Source organism: Acinetobacter sp. DL27 (assembly GCF_055810995.1).
Genome location: NZ_CM147947.1, coordinates 757,314 through 777,418, shown reverse-complemented (window position 1 = coordinate 777,418; position 20,105 = coordinate 757,314). Strand labels below are relative to the sequence as shown.

Here is a 20,105-nt window from a genome sequence, read left to right as displayed (position 1 = left end):
CGTCTTAAACTCCTAATGACATCGGTTGAGTCGCTGTATGATGTCATTATGGTTCATAAGAAGAACTAAGATATTGATTTGATTATCATGCTAATGACAAGCTATGTGTCGTTTGACGGTCGTCATAGAAAAGGCTGCTATTTGCAGCCTTTTTTTCATTAAAAACAAATTATCCTAATTCTTTGATCATAGTATTACCTTGTTGATCTAAAGGCGTATATTGGCTTCGAGCATAATCAACCAAGTCTTTGGGATAATAAGGTTTATCTCGATAACTACTATCATCTATTCTCAATATAACGGTAACCGCTGCTGCTTCAAGTGACCAATAGCCTGGAAATTGACTACTCTTATGCCGATCATGATAAGGTTCTCGTTTACTCGCTCCATACCATTCATCCAAATACTGTGACATCAACTTAGGTCGGTCTTCTTCTTTGGCTGCAAATACTTTATCTAGTTTTCGATAAGGTAGTTGTCTTAAATAAATATTAGAAATATCTCGGTCTGGTAACCAAGGAGAAACTAACTTATCTAACAGGGCATCTTGTTCATTATTCTCATAAGCCAAAATATCCATGATCGTTGGCAAATGTTCAGGTTGGGCAAACAGTATCGAAAAACAAACTAATTGTAGTGCTTCCCAATAGTCACCTGTAACCAATTCTAAATGTGGGACTAGATGTCCATCAGATTCACCACTTTTGTGAAAATTTAAATGAAAAAATTCTGCTTGTTTAAGAGCATAAAGAACATTTGGAAAGTATTCAGATAATACCTTTATAGAAATACCTGCCGAATAACTAAAGAATATAAGTTCCAAAGAAGCTTCAAAAAAATGATTAGATGATAGATAAATGGCACCTTTAGGTTTATCTTTTAACAGTTCTTTGTCATTTAGTCTCTCTCCAATTGTTTGGACGGACTCTAAAGCTTGATTTATAAAATATTCATAATCTTTATATTTTTGGTAGAGTTCTCTTTTTTGTATTTTCCAATCACTTTCATTAAGTAATCCGATCATCAAAGTTATTCCATCAATATGTATCCAGCCTAAGATAATTAGTTGTTCTAAACCAAATGATTTATATCTAGACTCAATCAGCTTATTTATCAACTACCAGAAAATATTTGTTATAAAAAAGGAACCTTACCAGTTTCTTTTAATTCATATCAATGACTTAAATCCAAATACCAAATCGTTTCACCCCAAGCATTATTTGGAATCTCGGGCATCACATCACCTTGGTTAAAATGACGTTTCTCCATGTTATTTGCTGGGCTATACCATTCACCTGATTGAGGGCATATTTCACCTGCAAAACAACGTAAACGCTTGTCACCATCCTCAGCATTACCTTGTTGATCTAAAGGCGTATATTGGCTTCGAGCATAATCAACCAAGTCTTTTGGATAATAGGATTTACCTCGATAGCTACTGTCATCTATTCTTAATATTACTGTAACTGCCGCAGCTTCAAGTGACCAATAGCCTGGGAAAAAACTACTCTTATGTCGGTCATGATATGGCTCGCGTTTGCTAGCACCATACCATTCATCCAAATACTGTGACATCAACTTAGGTCGGTCTTCTTCTTTGGCTGCAAATATTTTATCCAGTTTGCGATAAGGCAACTGTCTTAAATAAATATTCGAAATATCTCGGTCTGGTAACCAAGGAGAAACTAACTTATCTAACAATGCATCTTGTTCATCATTTTCATAAGCCAAAATATCCATAATTGTAGGCAAATGCTCAGGTTGGCCAAATAGTATGGAAAAACAAACTAATTGTAGCGCTTCCCAATATTCATCTGTAATTAACTCTAAATGCGGTACTAAATGACCATCACATTCACTACTTTTATGAAAATTGATATGGTGCTTCGCATGTATATTCCAATATTCGACTATAGTTGGAAAAAATGATGCAAGATTTTTAACAGGCAATCCTGCTGTATAGCTAATTAATAAACTTTCCAAGGATAGTTTAGCCAAAGTATTTGATGCCATAGATAATCCAGTCAAACGATTACTAGATATGTTCTCTGGGTTGCTTAATGTTTTCACCCCTATAGGAATCTTTCTAAAAATAGCATCTACTCTTGACTTATAATCTTTAAAACTTTGATAATTTTCTCTATGAAAATTATTCCAATCATCTAATTTTAAAATATCCATAAACCTACTCAATGAAAGTTTGATCTAATAACGTAATTAATGGGAATTGAATGTTATGTAATTTGCCTTTTGAACGATCATGTTGTTCATATTGCTTTCCTGTTACCATAAATACTTCACGATTATAAATTGTTGGTGTTTGTCCCATTAAGGTAGCATCTTCATATGAGTCCTGAATAACAGTTCTATGTATTTGAGGAATTGATGTATCGACTTTAATTGAACTATAAATCCATTTATGACTCATCTGACGACCTTTCGTCTTAGTTCCGCCTAGACCCGCTTTACCTTTACTCCCTTCCAAAGTACTTTCATTTTTAATTGAAGTCTCAGCACTGGTTGATCTCTTTCCTAAGCCAGAATTTTCATTATATTCAGTTTTTTCATTAAAAATATTTCCAATCTCAGAACGATTTCCTTCAATAGCCTTAGCATCGGATTGTGCCATGCCAGCCAAAAATGAAAAATGACCAAAAATACTTCCCTTCGTTTCACCTACTAAATATTTACGCCCTTTATGGTTACCAAACCATAAATGATCTATACCCGTTTGGTTAATATCTTGCTTACGTATCCGATCACCAGCCGCATTACGCTTTAAACGCTCATACTCCTCAATCAAACGTCCATTATCATTGACCTTACGTAAAGATTTACGCTTTTCTTTCGAATAATAATCAACGATATGTTCGGCTGGCACGCCAGTAGACCAACGCTTTTTCTTTGCTTGACGTATTTCATGGCTTTTTTTTGCTTTTGCAGCTGCTGAACTTTGAGCAGTAGGCGCATTATTTTTAACTTGTTGTTGCGCACCACCTCGTTGAGGATTTGAAGGCCGCTGAGCAGGAGGAGGTGTTGCCCCTTTTCCACCGCCTCTAGGCAAGACAGGTCTTGCAGGAACTTGTTGGCTAGCTTTACCAACAGCAGTTGATGGCAAAGGTGGATGCATATTTAGCATTTGATTGACAGTTTTTTGAATTTCAGCAAATGCAGCGTTCATATACTTAGGCGCATCTTTTTTTACCTGAGTAAACATTTTGATTACTTCATTGACCTTTGGGCGACCTATAACCTGTTTAGCTAACCAAGAATCAAGTACATCAACAATCTCATCAATCATTTTATTGAGTAAAGAAATACACTCATTTTTTAACTTATTCCAATTTATTTCTTTGAGTGCTTTTTTGGGATCGATCTTGGCATATTTACGCATTGCATCAAAGACACGTTCTGCATTTGCCCCATTTTTAGCCAACTTAAACCCAGCTTTAAATGCATCACCAAAACCTGGGATACATCCTATCAGCGTAATGACTAAATCCACCCACCCCATAACATTTGCAGGATTTGCTGAAACTAAAATAATGCCTCTTATCAAATCCCTTAGGTCAAATAATTGACCTACTACAGGGACACAACCTAAAACAGCAGTCACAATAATCTGACTTGGACCTGTCCCACTGCCATCAAGTAAGCCCATAAACCATTTGCCAACATCATCATCAGCTTTTTTAAGTTGTTGTTGAGAGACATGAGGATTAACAGGTTTAGTTGCATTTGCAGGAACAGAAGGTAAATTAGCCATTAAATATCACCTTCTTGAAAATTACGTTCTGTTTCCGCTTCATCGTCAGTTAAGTTTTTTAAATGAGTATCAGTGTATGATTTTGTTTCAGGATTAATTTCATTGTCTAACATATAGTCATCATAATAATCATGAACAATATCTCCACCATTTTGTATTTCTTCAATTTCATCATCAAAGAAGTTATCGGTTAGATATGATTGATAGACTGATTTAAACGAATCTCTGGCAGAATTAGCATCTTCATCTGTTCTTATTTTCTGATTAATAATAGGATTTTCTAAAAGTTTTATGAAATGATCAGGCTCAACTCTTATATCTTCCCCATATAAAACTTTTGCTTTTTTTCCAAGTTCAATATTTTCTATTTTCGCATAACCGTTTGCATCTAATTGTCCTTTCTGACTTGTACCATCATCAAATAACAACTCATACGTGGCTTGTTTAACAGGTGATAAGTCTTCATAAACATAATTAAGTTCAATGGAACCCGTATTTTTCCCAATAACAGGTAAATAAGGTAATTGAGCTGAAACCTCTCCCCCACCCATAAACAAATGCTGCCCCGCCTTAACCTCAAACTTTCCACTAGTTGTTGCAAAAACTCCGGAACTATTAATCTTAAGTTCAGAACCATCAGCGATTAATTTAATTTCTTTAGGGCTGGTAATGTAAATGGCATCTTCAGTTGAAATGATCTGTACACCTTTACGTGCTATCAAATCAGCCCCATCTGCTTGAGCCTGTATTTCAACTTTGCCTTGACCTGCATAGAATTTCGCACCGTCCTGTGCGGCAAACAAACTGATTTTACTTTGTGCATGTGCAAGTAAATTCTTTTGGGTACTAAAATTAATACTGTCCCCTGCACTGTGACCAATTTGACCATCTGCTGAAAGGTGAACATCTTCATTTGTAGTAAGAGCAATCGAATGGGGGGAGGTCAATAGCATTAAAGCTTGTTTAAATGCTTTTGCCTTCGCCTCACTTTCTTGTTCAATTTGTTCAATAAACTCTTTTAGATTATCCAGTATTTCTAATGGATCGGTTTGTTGATTTTTAGCAACTTCACTTAAAGCTTTTGAATTATTTAGACTAGATTCAAATTGTGATTTCGTTTCAGAAGTATCAAGATGATGACCATTTGCTGAATCTTGTCGATAGGTAGAAAGTAATAAACCCTGTTTAGCTCTGAGTGCTCCCCATTGGTCAGTACGCAGTTCAAAACCCTCACCGCGCCCTTCACTCGTATCCGTTTCTTTAGGATGACTCAGATTCCCTAAATTCAGTTGTGTCGCACCATGACTGCTTTGTAGCTGGGTACTGATCTGACCCGTCGTGTCATCAAAGCGTAGTTGCCCAAAGCCCTCGCCTTGAACTTCTTTTGATCGGATCCCTGCCAGTTTTTTGGTATCAGGCAGTTTACCTGTATTGTCAAATTTGCTTGGATGACGTTGTGCTTCATGGATGCGCCCCACGACAAATGGCCTGTCGATATTGCCATCAAAGAAGTCGATAACCACGATTTCACCAATACGCGGTAAGAAGCGTGCACCATAACCTTCACCAGCCCAAGGTGTGAGCACATCAACCCAAGCAGAATCTGTATCATTGTCATTTGAACCTGCACCGCCATCGTGAGTATTGTCTTCACTACGCGTGAACAGGAAACGGACTTTAATACGCCCCCATTCATCCACATGAATTTCTTCACCACTTGGTCCAACCACTTTCGCGCGTTGTGGTGATGCAATAGGGCGTTGTCGCAGCGGATTGTATTCTGGAACAATGCTGATATTACGTCGTTGTAAGACGAGGTGATTGGCTTGGCGTTCGTCTTTATTATTTGTCGTAATTTCAGCCTGTTTCCAATTGGTTTGTTTCAGCAAAGCTGTGATTTGATCGGTCAAATCTTTAGGCAAATTATTCTGATTATAGAATTTTTTGGATGTGATTAAGAATTCTCTGTCTGAACCACTATGCTGATCAATTTCAGGGTGCTCATTGAGTTCGAACCAGTAACCCACTTGTGCATCTCGTACGGTCGAGGTAGCCATAAATTGTTTGGCTTGTAAGTCGTAATAATGACCAAGATTTTGATTAAACTTTTCAATCTGACTATTGCCTGATTTGGTCGTTCCATCTTCACCTTTAAGGTCTTGTATCCATGCAGGTGAGAAATGCCATGCCTGCTCTAAACCTAGGCTGGCGTTGTCTTGATTATCACTATGGCTATGTTTGCTTTGAACTGAACCCGCACCTTCTTCAATTTCTAAAGTATTCGATTGCCAACGTTGAATATGCACAGATGTTGGTTGTATAGAACGCTGCCCGACCAAATTTGTAATCGAATCACTGCTTTCTACAGCACTGCTACGATGGAAGCGAATATTCTGACGCTCTAAACTTTGATATTGGGCGTTGTCATCAATCAGTCTAAGTTTTTGCGGCTGAATGGGTTCACTTGAACTGGACACTTTGAGCTGAGACTCATCAATAAGCCAGTTAATCCCCTCTGAAGAGAGCAGCCTTTGAATAAATTCACTGTCCAACTCATTCGCTTGCATAATGAATGGGCGCACATCATATTCTTTGCTTAAACCACTTTTATCCAAAGTCAGACTCGAAGCAAATAAGGGACTACGTTGCTGCCACTCGGCAAAAATAGTTTGAACCACATCAACAACAGACTTCGCCATGAAAACTCTAGAATTACGTCGATGCTTCCATAAGGCTGTCGGGTCTTCCACGGTTAAACGGTATATGGTTAAAGCGCCATCGCTTGCCCCTACATCAGCCTTGGTGATGATGCCTGAAATACGATTGAGTTCTGATTTTTCAGTGACAATATCGACAGCCACCTGACTACCAATAAATTGCTTTAACGGAATATGAGCGGAGGTAGATAAGCAAAGGAGCTGTAACTCTATACCTGCATTCAGTTCATGCGTTCCATCTATGCGCTGAAGGAATACTTGTTCGTTAAGCGAAGTATTGCTGAACTGAATATGAATGGCACGTTTTTGTGCACTAAGTCCAAGTTGCTCTATTGCAGCATAAATATTATTGGGCATCGTTATTATTAAATTTTAAGTTGTGGCTGATTGTACAAAAGTCTCAAAAAAAATCTTTAATTTTTTGTAACTTTAATAAATTTTTTAAGTTTCAGAGCCTTTTTTCAATAAATGACCGATCCATCTGTAAGTTTCTATTTTTATAGTTTTGATATTATCCCAGTCATATTCAGCTTAACCCCATTCATTCCTTTATCCCCCAGAGAAGTATTAAAATTTTATTTTCTTCAAACTGGTTTGCAATTTACTCGAACTTCATTTAGCCCGCTAACAATTACAATCTTCTACATAACCCGCAATTCTTGAAGCTGTTGCTTATCAGGATAATATAGGCCACTCCCCCATAGATACATAGCCTACTGCCAATAGCTTATACATAGTAGCAATTGATCTGCTATCGACAGACAGTTTAGATCATCACCTTATGCAGGATAAATACAAGTTAAGTACATCAATTATTATTCGAAAAAAAGACCCAGCAATTCACGTCAGATGTTTGAATTGAGATCCAGCCTGCTTATGTATATCAATATATGGCATAGAATTAATTACACAGGAAAGATGAGAAAATCTGAATGCAAAATTATAAAAATAATAGTTTATTATAAGTTATACGCGTGATTTATTGATTATCTCTGCACATTCCAACGGTTGTATTAGTCACGAATTAAATGAAGCTTGCAACTTTTCAGATTTGGTATAGTTCAAATACATTCAGTTATACATAAAAATTAAAAACTGAGTGTGTATAGTTTCTTTGAATCATCCTATTTTAGAATATGTTTTAACCTCAATTCTTTTGGCTTTAATTCACATAAAAAACGAATATGATTTAAACCCTATTTTTAAATAGTTTAATGTCAAACGACCCAAAGCTTGATCATAAAAAGCACCATTAGCTCCCCTATGCGCTTGTTTTGGTGCAACTCTAAAAACACTTAGACTCACTCAATTAATCCAAAGCTTTACTCTCAACCAATTGATTTATAAAAATTATAACTAAAGATAAATAAAATTGATTAGATTGGCATAGATTCTGCATTTTTGTATTCCATCATGTATACAAGTTGGAATGCAAAAAATGAGTCAGAACAAATGCATTGGCTGGACACTTCAAGAATGGCAAACTGCTTATCTCAACCAAGATATTCATCTTGAAGATTTAATCGACTATGTAGCGCAACTACCCCAACCTGATCATGCATGGATTTCAATTGCTACGACAGAAATACTTTCCCAACAAATTGAAGCCTTAAAGCAAAAAGCAGAGCAAGCTACAGACCTCAGCAAAGAATTACCTTTATACGGTATTCCGTTTGCAGTGAAAGATAACATCGACGTTGCTGGTTTTGTCACCACGGCCGCATGCAAAGCCCTGACAACTGTTGCTACACAAGATGCAGAAACCATTCGCCTGCTTAAAAATGCAGGGGCAATTGTTGTAGGAAAAACCAATTTAGACCAATTCGCAACGGGGCTTGTCGGGACACGCTCTCCCTTTGGTGCAGTCAGTAACACGTTTAATGCTGACTATGTCAGTGGTGGCTCTAGCTCTGGTTCAGCCAGTGTTGTTGCTCGTGGCTTGGTGCCCTTTGCACTCGGAACAGATACTGCAGGCTCTGGCCGTGTTCCTGCTGCATTTAACAATATTATTGGGCTAAAACCGACTAAAGGCCGTTTTTCAAATCGTGGTTTATTACCAGCTTGTAAAAGCTTGGACTGTATTTCGATTTTCGCATTAACGGTAACAGACGCCGACACCATTGCCCAAATGGTAGAACACTACGATGCGCTAGATAGCTATTCACGCCAGCATCCAAAGACTGCACCTGCGAAACTCTCGGCTAAACCACATTTTGCTATTCCCCAAAAACTGGAATTCTTTGGTGATGACCAAGCTAAGTATGCCTTCCAACTGGCGGTAGAACAGTTAAAAGTTCTAGGGGCTGAAATTACTGAAATTGATTTTTTAGCGTTTGAACAGTTAGCAGCCCAACTTTATCAAGGCTCATGGGTGGCAGAACGTACCGCAGCGGTTGCCGAGTTGTTGGCACAGCAACCCGATGTTTTCGATCCGACAGTACGTGCAATCATTCAAAAAGGTCATGATTTTAGTGCAGTCGATGCCTATAACGCAGAGTACTTAAAGCAGGACTTAAGCCGAAAAATTCAAGACACTTTGGCCCAATTTGATGCATTGATTGTTCCCACCTCCCCAACCATTCATACTCTTGCGGAAATGGAACAGTCACCGATTAGTCTGAACTCTGAGTTTGGAACTTATACCAATTTTACCAACCTCGCCGATTTAAGTGCCCTCACCCTGCCCGCGGGTTTCCGCACCGACGGTTTACCTTTCGGCATCAGCCTAATTGCACCTGCATGGTATGACCAAGCTCTGATTGAATTCGGAAAAATTTGGCAGACGCATTTGAACTTAAAGCTGGGGGCTTTAGACCGCTATGCACCCATTCCAAGGCTACAGAACTCAGTCTCTCCACATCATATCCGTGTTGCGGTGGTTGGAGCACACTTGACTGGAATGCCGTTGAACTTCCAATTGCTCACACGTGATGCCGTGCTTATGGAAACCACGCATACCGCTGAGCACTATGCCCTATTTGCACTAAATGGCACGATCCCACCTAAACCCGGTCTAGCCCGAGTCGATGAACACGGTCAGCAGATCATTGTTGAACTGTGGGATGTACCGACCGCTCGCTTTGGAGAATTTGTCGCAGAGATTCAGACACCACTGGGCATGGGCAATGTCGAACTGGCAGACGGTCGATGGGTGAAAGGTTTCATTTGTGAACCTTATGGCTTAAACGATGCTGAAAACATTAGCCACTTTGGCGGTTGGCGCGCCTATATCCAGCACCGTAACAATTCAAAAGTAGAACAAGCTTAGTCAAATTTAGGAATTTTAAAATGTTTAAAACTGTATTGATTGCAAACCGTGGCGAAATTGCCGTACGTGCAATTCGCACTTTAAAAAAACTGGGGATGACCAGTGTAGCGGTATATTCAGACAGTGACCGTTACGCACAACATGTCAAAGACGCGGACATTGCCATTGCTTTAGACGGCTTAAAACCATCCGACACTTATTTAAACATTGAAAAATTGATTCAAGCCGCACAAAAAACGGGGGCTGAAGCTATTTTCCCCGGCTATGGCTTTTTATCAGAAAGCGCTGAATTTGCAGAGGCTTGTGAGAAAAATAATATTGCCTTTATGGGGCCAACCGCGACACAAATTTTAGAGTTTGGTTTAAAACACCGTGCACGTGAACTTGCGGCGGCTGCACAGGTTCCTATGACACCAGGGACAGGGTTACTTGAAAGCTTAGATGAGGCAATTTCAGCTGCAGCTAAGATTGGTTACCCTATCATGCTGAAAAGTACCGCAGGCGGTGGTGGTATTGGTCTTACCCGCTGTGATAATGAACAAGCCTTAGTCGAAGCTTATGAAAGCGTCAAACGTTTAGGCGCACAATTTTTTAAAGATTCGGGCGTATTTTTAGAACGTTTTATTGACCGTGCGCGTCATGTCGAAGTTCAGATTTTTGGTGATGGCCAAGGTCAAGTGGTTGCATTGGGTGAACGCGACTGTTCATTGCAACGTCGTAACCAAAAGGTAGTGGAAGAGACCCCAGCGGCTCATCTCCCCGAAGCCACACGTCAAAAACTACACCAAGCAGCAGTTGAACTAGGCAAATCGGTCAATTACCGCAGCGCAGGTACGGTCGAATTTATTTATGATGCTGCACGTGATGAATTTTACTTCCTTGAGGTCAATACCCGACTACAAGTGGAACATCCTGTCACTGAGATGGTGACGGGTTTAGACCTGATTGAATGCATGCTTAAAGTTGCTGCGGGCGATGCACTGGATTGGACGGCACTTAGCAACATCCAACCGCAAGGTGCGGCGATTGAAGTGCGTATTTATGCAGAAGATCCAGTTAAAAACTTCCAACCCAGCCCGGGTGTACTGACTGAGGTTTCATTTCCAGAAGACTGCCGCATCGATACTTGGGTCTCAACAGGAACAGAAATTTCGCAATATTTTGACCCGATGATTGCCAAAATCATCGTACATGCGGACACCCGTGCACAAGCCATTGAGCAACTAAAAAATGTACTCTCTCAAACTCGTTTAAATGGCATCAGCACCAATTTAGACTATGCACATAACGTCATTTCCGATGAACGCTTTGCACAGATGCAAATCTGGACACGCCTGCTGGACGACTTTGACTACGTGCCGAATGTGATTGAAGTTCTACAAGCTGGTACGCAAAGCTCAATTCAGGACTTTCCGGGACGTGTTGGCTATTGGGATATCGGTGTACCACCATCGGGTCCTATGGATGACTATGCTTTTCAATTGGCCAATCAAATTGTAGGGAATGATGCTAGCGCAGCAGGCTTCGAGTTTACCCTACAAGGCCCAAGCCTCAAGTTCCACCAAGACAGTGTGATTGCACTGACAGGTGCGCCATGCCCTGCGCAACTGGATGATAAGCCCGTGACCTTTTGGCAACCCATTCATGTACATGCAGGTCAGGTTCTCAGCTTAGGACAGGTCGAGTCTGGTTGCCGTAGCTATTTAGCCGTTCGCCATGGACTTGATGTCCCCCTATATTTGGGCAGTCGTTCGACTTTTGCTTTAGGTAACTTTGGCGGGCATGCAGGACGCGTGCTTCGTGCAGGTGACATGATCAAACTCGTCAACACAATCCATCCAAATAGCGATACACCTTTAGCAACGCAAGAACCAGAAGCTCTATCTCCTGCACTCATTCCAAGCTACGGCAAAGAGTGGAAAATTGGGGTGCTGTATGGACCACATGGTGCACCTGACTTCTTTAAACCCGAATATATTGAAGAGTTTTTTGCCTCCCAATGGAGCGTACACTTTAACTCCAACCGTTTAGGCATTCGTCTATCAGGGCCAACACCAAGCTGGGCACGTGAAAATGGCGGTGAGGCAGGACTTCACCCATCCAATGTCCATGACTGTGAATATGCCATTGGTGCGATTAACTTCACAGGCGACTTCCCTGTCATTTTAGCCAAAGATGGGCCGAGTCTGGGGGGCTTTGTTTGCCCTGTAACCATTGCCAAAGCTGAACTTTGGAAAGTGGGTCAGCTTAAAGCCGATGATAAAATCAGATTTTATCCTTTAACTATTGAACAAGCCAATGCCTTAGAACAACAACAAATTGAACGAATCGAAAACTTTACCGATGCAGTACTCCATTCTGAGCCGCCAAGCAGTGATATTCCAACATCCGCAATTCTTGCCAGCTTAGAGGCAACTGACATGTCTCCACGCACGGTATACCGCCAAGCGGGTGACAGTTATATCTTACTGGAGTACGGTGACAACGTTTTAGACTTGGCGCTACGCTTGCGCGTTCACCAACTGATGCAGCTGATCCGCGCGGCTAATATTCAAGGCATATTGGAACTGTCCCCCGGTGTACGCTCGCTGCAAATCAAATACGATGGACTCACACTTCCACAGTATCAATTGATCGAATTTCTACTCAAGCTTGAACAACAAATGGGAGATTTAAGCCAAATCAAGATTCCGTCACGGATCATTCATCTCCCAATGGCATTTGAAGACAGTGCAACTTTAGGTGCTGTTGAACGCTATCAAGAAAGTGTCTGTGCCAAAGCACCTTGGCTACCGAACAATGTCGATTTTATTCAACGTATCAATGGTTTAGAAAGCCATGAGCAAGTCAAAGAAATTATTTTCAATGCCCATTATCTGATTTTAGGCCTTGGTGATGTTTATCTCACTGCGCCCTGTGCAGTACCGATTGACCCACGCCACCGCCTATTAAGCTCGAAATACAACCCTGCACGTACTTTTACCGCTGAAGGTACTGTAGGCATTGGCGGCATGTATATGTGTATCTACGGTATGGACTCTCCGGGAGGATACCAACTGGTCGGGCGCACCCTACCCATCTGGAATAAGTTTAAAAAGAACAAACAGTTTGGCGACAAACAATGGTTTCTAAACTTCTTTGATCAAATCAAATACTTCCCCGTATCTGAGTCAGAGTTAGAGCAATGGCGTGCCGACTTTGAAAATGGTCAAGCACAAATTCAAATTGAAGACACTGAATTTGACTATGCCGCGTATTTACAACTGCTTGAAGATGAAAAAGACAGCATTGCCGAGTTTAGAGCACAGCAACAACACGCTTTTAGTGCTGAAGTGGGCTTATGGAAAGAAAGCGCTGATCATCAAGAGCATCTGATTACAGAAGTACCTGATGAGACTGACTACAGCGCCTATGCAGCACTACATGCTTCGATGACCGGTAATATTTGGAAAATATTAGTGGAACAAGGTCAGATTGTGAAAAAAGGTGAAACCATTGCTATCATTGAAGCCATGAAAATGGAATTACCAGTGTTCGCAGCCGACGATGGTGTGGTTAAAGCCATTATTTGTCGAGCTGGACAAACTGTGCATAGCGGTGAGCCTTTGGTTTATATGGAATAACACATGCCCAATATGACGCGTGCGGGTTCAAGTTCAGACAATTTGTCTGAACTGGTTTACCAGCAAATTAAAAACGATATCTTTGATTTCAAGCTGATGCCGGGTGAACGTTTTACCGAATCTGAAATCGCCTTGAACTATCAGGTCAGTCGTACGCCTGCACGGCAGGCACTCTATCGACTGCAACAAGAAGGCTATGTAGAGGTAGCATTTCGTAGTGGCTGGACTGTCCGTCCGTTGAACTTGCAATACTACGATGAGCTGTATGAGCTACGCATCATGATTGAGCAGTATGCAATTCGAAAGTTATGCAGCAGTGCATCTCAGCCCTCGAAGGAAATGAAACACCTACACAAAATTTGGATGGTTGCACCTGAGCAGTATCTGTCAAGTTTAAAAGCCATGGCGAAAATTGATGAAGATTTTCACTGCGCGTTGGTTCGCGCGATTGGCAATCAAGAAATGATCAAAATTCACCAAGAAGTCAGTGAAAAAATTCGCATTATTCGTCGCCTCGATTTTTCAAAAACAGATCGGATTGAAGCCACCTATGCGGAGCATCAAGCCATTTTGAATTATATAGCACAGCAACAGACGGAGCTTGCCGTTGAAAAGATCAGCGCTCACATTCAACAAAGTCGAGATGAGGTAAAAAAAATTACCTTAGGTATGCTTAATCAGCATGCTGTTGTGAAAGCAAGTCGCTAAGCACTCAATCAACATTCCACTCTCAAATAAAAAAGGCGCTTCATGCGCCTTTTTTAGCCTTTTAATTTAAGCAGGAATACGCAGCACTTGGCCTGGGAAAATATCATCTGCATCTTTCAATAGCGGACGGTTGGCCTCAAAAATTTTATTGTATTGGTTGACATCGCCATAAAATTCTTTGGAAATTTTTGATAGATTATCGCCCGATTTAACTGTGTAGAACTTACTTTCAGGTTCAGGGCTCGCCACAGTGAGTTGATCATCGACTTGTGCCACATGGTCAATATTACCGACGGCTAAAACAATCTTTTCTTTGTCGGCTTGAGTCTGAACTTGCCCTTTCACGGTCGCCAAATCCGTGGTGGAGTTATAGCTGACTGAAAGTCCCGTCACAGATAAGCCCAATGCTTTGATATGACCCAATAACTTGTTGGCAATTTCTTGAGCCGATGGCTCTGCTGGTGTGGTTGGTGCGGCTTGAGGCTCGGCGGCTGCTGTGTTTTTCTTACCAATGCCTTTAACAAAATCAAAAAGACCCATGTGTATGCTCCATCTTGTTATATCAGTGTTGTTATATTGAATGCTCAAAAATGAGACACCCTTTTTTATACCCAAAAAAGACAACAGATTTGGTAGCGAATAGTCCTCTTAAGGTAAAGCTTTGTAAGTTACCCAAGTAAATAGCAGATTTTAAAGGTGAGTTAGGTGCTTTGCATTTTTTGAAAGGCATAAAAAAGCCACCCAACTGGGTGGCCTTTCCATTCAGCAAAGCTGAAACAATATGTATTAACCTAGTTTCTTAGAAACGTAGTCAATTGCAGATTGTACAGTTGTGATTTCGTTAGAATCTTCATCTGGGATTGTGATGTCAAAGTCGTTTTCGAAAGACATAACAAGCTCAACAAGGTCTAAAGAGTCAGCACCTAAGTCATCCATGAAAGATGCTTCGTTTTTGATTTCTTCAGCCTTAAGACCAAGTTGTTCTGCAACTGCTTGCTTGATGCGTTGTTCGATATCGCTCACAGGAATTCTCCTCATTGCTTGTGGCGTTTTTAATGCCGTTAGTTTAATTGAATCTTTAAAATTTTGAAAGTTTATCCATCAGCCAATTAGCTCATGTATAGACCACCATTTACATGCATTACCGTACCAGTAATGTAATTTGCTTTGTCTGATGCCAAGAAGCTCACCGCATTTGCAATATCTTGTGGATCACCTAAACGGTTCAAGGCCACTTGATCGCTCATTTTTTTACGGATGTCTTCGCTTAATTGCCCAGTCATTTCTGTTGCAATAAAACCAGGCGCCACTGAGTTTACAGTGATTTGACGGCTGCCCATTTCTTTTGCAAGGCTACGGCTAAATGCTTCAATACCAGCTTTCGCTGCTGAATAGTTGGCCTGACCTGGGTTGGCAAAATGCGCAACCACAGAACTAATATTAATAATTCGTCCAAAACGTGCTTTGGTCATACCTTTTAAAACGCGTTTCGACAAACGGTAAACTGCTTTTAAATGGATATTTAAAATGTCATCCCAGTCATCTTCTGACATACGAAGTAACAAATTATCTTTGGTAATCCCTGCATTGTTCACCAAAACCAACACAGGGCCATAGTTTTGTTCAATGTCAGTTACAAGCGCATCAATGGCAGCACCATCACGAACATCGAGCACTTTACCTGCACCGTGTTCACCGAAGCTTGCAGCCAGTTTTTCTGCACCTGACTCAGATGTCGCAGTACCCACAACAAAATAACCGTCTTGAATAAGTTGCTGAGCGATGGCAGCACCAATCCCTCGACTTGCACCTGTCACGAGTGCAATTTTGCGTTCCTGTGTCATGCAATTTTTCCTTCAGCCACTAAAATGGCATTTAGTGCATCTTCCAAGCGTGATTTACTATCGAGTGGAAATGCTTTTTCAATATTAGGTAGACGTTTTGCCAAGTTTGCCAAAACATTGCCTGGACCACACTCTGCAACATATTGGATCCCTTGATCCTGAATAAACTGCATTGTTTTGGTCCACTGTACAGACTCATATAACTGAGCTGTAAGTGCTTGGCGGACTTGTGCTACATCTGTAGCAATTTCCGCGCCCACATTTTGTATTACAGGTATGCTAGGCAGCTCAATGGCAGTTTGTTCCAAAGCTTGTGCGAACTGTTCTGCAGCAGGCTTCATCAATGAACAATGCGATGGAACAGAAACTGGTAATGCAATCGCTTTGCCACTGTTTTCTTTGGCTAAAGCCATGACTGCTTCAACTGCTGCTTTTTCACCAGCAATTACCACTTGACCCTGAGCATTGTAGTTAGCCGCTTCAACTGAACCTTCAGCTTGACTCGAAACTTGTTGGCATAAAGCAACAACTTGCGCATCATCTAAACCTAAGATGGCCGCCATTGCACCCTTACCTTGAGGTACAGCACTTTGCATTAACTTGCCACGCAAGTTTACCAGCTTGACTGCATCGCCTAAGCTTAGGCTTCCTGCTGCAACCAACGCACTGTATTCACCAAGTGAGTGTCCCGCCAAATACTTTGGTGCAACACCACCAAGTTCTAACCATACACGCCACAAAGCAATGCTGGCAGTTAACAATACCGGTTGGGTAAATTCAGTTTGGTCTAAACCTTCACCAGATTGTGCAATGTGCCACAAATCGAATCCAACCGCTTTAGAGGCTTCTGCAAATGTTGCTTCAACACTGGCAAATTGTTCTGCCAATTCAGCCAACATGCCAACCTTTTGTGAACCCTGACCGGGAAATACAAAAGCTGTTTTTGTTGCCTGAGCGACTTGATCAAGTTGTTTCGCAGACATAAAAAAGTCCTTTCTTGTCTTTGCTCTCGTTTATGGAGCGAAAATTTAACACTTAATTTAGGTCGATGTAATTGCCAAATACAACAAAAACAGCAGCGATAAAAATTCGACAACAAAAAAAGGGAGCTTTACGCTCCCCTTTTTTCGACTAAGCTTTAAGCTTAATGCTTCGACAATTATTCAGCAGATGCTTTAGCGAATAATTGACGACCACGGTAGATACCATCTTTAGATACGTGGTGACGACGGTGAATCTCGCCAGTAGCTTGGTCTACAGTTAATGCATTCTCGGTTAAAGCGTCATGTGAACGGCGCATGTCACGGCGAGAGCGACTTTTACGGTTTTGCTGAACGGCCATGATGGCTCCTTACAAATCGAAAAATATGGATCAGAACAAATTCAGTTGTCTTATACGGAAGAGTATAACACAAAAATTAGTTAAGTTTACCCTTCAAACTTGCCAAAACATCAAACGGATTATCCCGCTTTTCTTCAACAAGTTCTTCAACGGCAGGTTGGTGCTTATGTTCACAAGCGTCATGCTTAGCGGACAAAGGCATCAACAATAACAATTCATCTTCTATCAGAGACAGTAAATCAGCCGTCGCAGGCGCATCATAGCTACCTTTCGTCGTTGCTTCACTTTCACCTAAGACGATGAAATCAGCATCCTCATCCAAGCGCTCTATCAGTGACTCATCATCCACTAGAGCTAGATGAAAATCTGAAACGAGTTCAATGTTTACCGTGCCTAAACAGCGCTGGCATTCCATTGGAACGTTCGTTTCAACGTGACCATCTAGCCATACAATACGATGATACGCATCCATTGATAGCTTACAGTCTATGTTAATCAATTGATCATCAATTGATCCAACAGCTTCACGGGCTATACGAGCAAAGCGAGACAATGGCAGTGTTCCTGACCATGTAAAGCCTTGTTCGGCCCATTTAAACGGCTCAATCTGTGCCGGAAAGGTATTTGCTGACATAATTAAGGCGGCAATTCTACAAATTCATCAGTACTCTGTCAAAGATTAAGATACAATTTTGTACTTATTTAGACAGACCATTTGGGTAACTTAAGTCATGCATCTGTTGCAGCCGCAAACAGAAGTGAGTATTTCATCACTTGTGAGCACAATTTCAACTGTCGATTCTGACATTTCAAACCGCCAAGTGCAACTCTCGACGTGGGAGAATTTGTGTACAGAAGCAGAACAAGTTGATTGGCTCATCTTACACTTTAATCGTTGGTTTTCCCACCTGAATGTCAACTTGGTTAAAGGTGACTTTGAACCTGAATATTTTCCCGCGATAGACAGCACCCCTGCACGCATCCAATTTGCCCATGGTTTTTTTAATAGCGCCTTGCATGAAATCAGCCATTGGAGCATCGCAGGAGACCAACGCCGTCTACTCCCCGACTTAGGCTACTGGTATGCACCCGATGGTCGTACGGCTGAGCAACAAGCTTTATTTGAGCAGGTTGAAATTAAACCGCAAGCCATTGAATGGTTATTTGCCACAGCTTTTGGTCGGAAGTTCCGTGTTTCCTTAGACAATCTGACTGGTGAAGGTGGTGACGGCAACCGCTTCAAAGACCATGTTTTTGCTCAAGTTCAGGCTTATTTTTCAGGCCAAGCTCAATTACCACGTGATGCGAAACACTTCATTGACTGTATTTGCCTATGTACTCGTGCTGGCAAAACATTACAGAGCGATGAATTTCAAAGAGAAATGCTCGACTAAATTTCACACGATTCACATTTTGGTCATTGAACATCACCGAGATAAAGCGCGATAATGTTGAAAAAACCATCAGGAGATAAAAACGATGCTTCATTTAAGAGTCCATCCTGATAACCCTCAAGCACGCTCCATCAGCCAAGCAGTAGAACGGATTCGTGCAGGCGATGTGGTGGTATACCCGACCGATGCCGCTTATGCCATTGGCTGCCAGATTGGGAATAAAAATGCCATGGAGCGGATTGCTCAAATTCGCGGCCTTGGGGCCAAACATCAATATGCCATCATTTGTGCAGATCTGTCCGATATTGCCACTTATGCCAAAGTCGATAATGCCATGTATCGTTTACTGAAAAACAATACACCAGCCGTGACCACGTTCATTTTGCCTGCAACCAGTGAAGTGCCTAAACGCTTGATGCATCCGAAGAAAAAAACCATTGGTCTACGTATTCCAAGTAACCCTGTGTGCCAAATGTTACTCAAAGAGTTAGGTGAGCCGCTACTAACCAGTACTTTAATCCTGCCGAATCAGGAAGAACCGCTGGATGATCCCTATGACATTGAAATGCAACTTTCAAAACGAATTGATGTGTTTATCGACAGCGGGCTGGGCACCTTGAGCACCACCAGTATTGTCGACTTATCAGGTGATCACCCTGAAGTGATTCGCCGTGGGCTTGGCGATGTCAGCGCATTTGAGTGATGCGCTGCATTTATTCGCTAGGGAAACTGAATCTCACATTCTCAAGAGATCAACATGACCCTGTTTACGGTTTTGCTCAATCTGAATCAATTTCCCGCGCAACATAGTTTATATGTTCAGCGTCCGTGGACGCTTGAGTCCGAGACTTTGGTGCAAAGCCCGAGTTCAATCAACTGCATTATGCGGGAAAAGAATCTGTACAACTATTTCCTGCCGATCGCGACCATCCAACAATACTTTAAATATCTTGAACCCAAAAATCTCTGCCTGCAAGACAGCTGTCAGCGCATCATTGAATTTGCGCTACAAGCACCTGAGTAAATTGTGGATGAATCTTTTCCTTGGCGTCAACTGACGCATTTATGCATATTTTGGACGCACTTTACATCCCTAGGCTTTCAAATCAGTACACATCCATAAAAAATTAAAGCACTTCACCTGTGCGGCTTTAGCGCTAACGACCGATGTTACTGCAAAGAACCATCTTCATTTAAAAGTGCAGAAAAAACAGCCAAGTCCATTCTTTTGAGTGGTTCATCTTCTGAAGCAGTTTGCTACTGTACGGCCAGAACATCAAACATACTTCGCCGTACATTGACGATGGATCGTCATGAGCATGAAAAACAGCCACATCATAATCAAATCAATAAGGACGAAAAATGCCAAACCAATGGAATATAACAATATTAGGCCTGTTTGCCGTTTCAACCACTCCAATGCATCCAAGCCAATCTATCACA

General features: G+C 41.3%; 16 protein-coding genes. 6 read left to right on the top strand and 10 right to left on the bottom strand.

The window, feature by feature from the left end:
• Positions 1-169: 169 nt before the first annotated feature.
• From AC0KVP_RS03735 to AC0KVP_RS03720, 4 genes are all read right to left on the bottom strand, one after another.
• Complete coding sequence (locus tag AC0KVP_RS03735; protein WP_473340408.1) at positions 170-1,021, bottom strand: PoNe immunity protein domain-containing protein; 852 nt, start codon at positions 1,019-1,021, stop codon at positions 170-172.
• 152 nt (positions 1,022-1,173) lie between these two features.
• Entirely contained in the window at positions 1,174-2,181 is a 1,008-nt protein-coding gene (locus tag AC0KVP_RS03730; RefSeq protein ID WP_473339089.1) for a PoNe immunity protein domain-containing protein, read from the bottom strand.
• 4 nt (positions 2,182-2,185) lie between these two features.
• On the bottom strand, positions 2,186-3,766 hold the full coding sequence (locus tag AC0KVP_RS03725; RefSeq protein WP_473339085.1) for a hypothetical protein: 1,581 nt from the start codon (positions 3,764-3,766) through the stop codon (positions 2,186-2,188).
• Positions 3,766-6,840, bottom strand: a complete 3,075-nt coding sequence (locus AC0KVP_RS03720; RefSeq protein WP_473339082.1) for a type VI secretion system Vgr family protein — start codon at positions 6,838-6,840, stop codon at positions 3,766-3,768. Before AC0KVP_RS03720 ends, AC0KVP_RS03725 begins: the two co-directional genes overlap by 1 nt.
• A gap of 1,081 nt (positions 6,841-7,921) precedes the next feature.
• Here AC0KVP_RS03720 and atzF point away from each other — a divergent pair.
• The 3 genes from atzF to AC0KVP_RS03705 are packed head-to-tail and all read left to right on the top strand — an operon-like array spanning position 7,922 to position 14,082.
• Positions 7,922-9,751 (top strand): allophanate hydrolase, encoded by a 1,830-nt coding sequence (gene atzF / locus AC0KVP_RS03715; RefSeq protein WP_473339078.1) that lies wholly within the window; start codon positions 7,922-7,924, stop codon positions 9,749-9,751.
• A 20-nt stretch (positions 9,752-9,771) separates the two neighbouring features.
• On the top strand, positions 9,772-13,374 hold the full coding sequence (gene uca, locus AC0KVP_RS03710; protein ID WP_473339074.1) for an urea carboxylase: 3,603 nt from the start codon (positions 9,772-9,774) through the stop codon (positions 13,372-13,374).
• Positions 13,375-13,377: 3 nt separating this feature from the next.
• Positions 13,378-14,082: a GntR family transcriptional regulator gene (locus AC0KVP_RS03705; RefSeq protein WP_473339071.1), complete on the top strand. Its 705-nt coding sequence runs from the start codon at positions 13,378-13,380 to the stop codon at positions 14,080-14,082.
• Between the two features lie 66 nt (positions 14,083-14,148).
• On the opposite strand, the gene lysM is transcribed toward AC0KVP_RS03705, so the two are convergent.
• From lysM to AC0KVP_RS03675, 6 genes are all read right to left on the bottom strand, one after another.
• A complete protein-coding gene (gene lysM, locus AC0KVP_RS03700; RefSeq protein WP_473339069.1) occupies positions 14,149-14,622 on the bottom strand; it encodes a peptidoglycan-binding protein LysM in 474 nt (157 codons plus the stop codon).
• 246 nt (positions 14,623-14,868) lie between these two features.
• A complete protein-coding gene (gene acpP, locus AC0KVP_RS03695; protein ID WP_004695351.1) occupies positions 14,869-15,105 on the bottom strand; it encodes an acyl carrier protein in 237 nt (78 codons plus the stop codon).
• 86 nt (positions 15,106-15,191) lie between these two features.
• Positions 15,192-15,926: a 3-oxoacyl-ACP reductase FabG gene (gene fabG / locus AC0KVP_RS03690; RefSeq protein WP_473339067.1), complete on the bottom strand. Its 735-nt coding sequence runs from the start codon at positions 15,924-15,926 to the stop codon at positions 15,192-15,194.
• The gene (fabD, locus tag AC0KVP_RS03685; protein ID WP_010327367.1) at positions 15,923-16,909 is read right to left on the bottom strand and encodes an ACP S-malonyltransferase; all 987 of its coding nucleotides are present in this window, start codon (positions 16,907-16,909) and stop codon (positions 15,923-15,925) included. Before fabD ends, fabG begins: the two co-directional genes overlap by 4 nt.
• A 176-nt stretch (positions 16,910-17,085) precedes the next feature.
• A complete protein-coding gene (gene rpmF, locus AC0KVP_RS03680; protein WP_004695348.1) occupies positions 17,086-17,268 on the bottom strand; it encodes a 50S ribosomal protein L32 in 183 nt (60 codons plus the stop codon).
• 76 nt (positions 17,269-17,344) lie between these two features.
• A complete protein-coding gene (locus AC0KVP_RS03675) occupies positions 17,345-17,902 on the bottom strand; it encodes a YceD family protein (RefSeq protein WP_004982945.1) in 558 nt (185 codons plus the stop codon).
• 97 nt (positions 17,903-17,999) lie between these two features.
• On the opposite strand from AC0KVP_RS03675, the gene AC0KVP_RS03670 reads away from it, so the two are divergent.
• From AC0KVP_RS03670 to AC0KVP_RS03660, 3 genes are all read left to right on the top strand, one after another.
• Entirely contained in the window at positions 18,000-18,662 is a 663-nt protein-coding gene (locus tag AC0KVP_RS03670) for an elongation factor P hydroxylase (RefSeq protein ID WP_058870158.1), read from the top strand.
• 85 nt (positions 18,663-18,747) lie between these two features.
• Positions 18,748-19,365 carry an L-threonylcarbamoyladenylate synthase gene (locus AC0KVP_RS03665; protein WP_004695345.1) on the top strand — a complete coding sequence of 206 codons (618 nt, stop codon included), beginning with the start codon at positions 18,748-18,750 and terminating at the stop codon, positions 19,363-19,365.
• Between the two features lie 54 nt (positions 19,366-19,419).
• Entirely contained in the window at positions 19,420-19,686 is a 267-nt protein-coding gene (locus tag AC0KVP_RS03660) for a hypothetical protein (RefSeq protein WP_473339062.1), read from the top strand.
• Positions 19,687-20,105 lie beyond the last annotated feature (419 nt).

What these genes read in the sequence shown, in the direction of transcription:
- AC0KVP_RS03730 (WP_473339089.1), bottom strand. Translation starts at nt 2,181, where the DNA reads ATGGATATTTTAAAATTAGATGATTGGAATAATTTTCATAGAGAAAAT.
- AC0KVP_RS03725 (WP_473339085.1), bottom strand. Translation starts at nt 3,766, where the DNA reads ATGGCTAATTTACCTTCTGTTCCTGCAAATGCAACTAAACCTGTTAAT.
- AC0KVP_RS03720 (WP_473339082.1), bottom strand. Translation starts at nt 6,840, where the DNA reads ATGCCCAATAATATTTATGCTGCAATAGAGCAACTTGGACTTAGTGCA.
- atzF (WP_473339078.1), top strand. Translation starts at nt 7,922, where the DNA reads ATGAGTCAGAACAAATGCATTGGCTGGACACTTCAAGAATGGCAAACT.
- uca (WP_473339074.1), top strand. Translation starts at nt 9,772, where the DNA reads ATGTTTAAAACTGTATTGATTGCAAACCGTGGCGAAATTGCCGTACGT.
- AC0KVP_RS03705 (WP_473339071.1), top strand. Translation starts at nt 13,378, where the DNA reads ATGCCCAATATGACGCGTGCGGGTTCAAGTTCAGACAATTTGTCTGAA.
- lysM (WP_473339069.1), bottom strand. Translation starts at nt 14,622, where the DNA reads ATGGGTCTTTTTGATTTTGTTAAAGGCATTGGTAAGAAAAACACAGCA.
- fabG (WP_473339067.1), bottom strand. Translation starts at nt 15,926, where the DNA reads ATGACACAGGAACGCAAAATTGCACTCGTGACAGGTGCAAGTCGAGGG.
- fabD (WP_010327367.1), bottom strand. Translation starts at nt 16,909, where the DNA reads ATGTCTGCGAAACAACTTGATCAAGTCGCTCAGGCAACAAAAACAGCT.
- rpmF (WP_004695348.1), bottom strand. Translation starts at nt 17,268, where the DNA reads ATGGCCGTTCAGCAAAACCGTAAAAGTCGCTCTCGCCGTGACATGCGC.
- AC0KVP_RS03675 (WP_004982945.1), bottom strand. Translation starts at nt 17,902, where the DNA reads ATGTCAGCAAATACCTTTCCGGCACAGATTGAGCCGTTTAAATGGGCC.
- AC0KVP_RS03670 (WP_058870158.1), top strand. Translation starts at nt 18,000, where the DNA reads ATGCATCTGTTGCAGCCGCAAACAGAAGTGAGTATTTCATCACTTGTG.
- AC0KVP_RS03665 (WP_004695345.1), top strand. Translation starts at nt 18,748, where the DNA reads ATGCTTCATTTAAGAGTCCATCCTGATAACCCTCAAGCACGCTCCATC.
- AC0KVP_RS03660 (WP_473339062.1), top strand. Translation starts at nt 19,420, where the DNA reads ATGACCCTGTTTACGGTTTTGCTCAATCTGAATCAATTTCCCGCGCAA.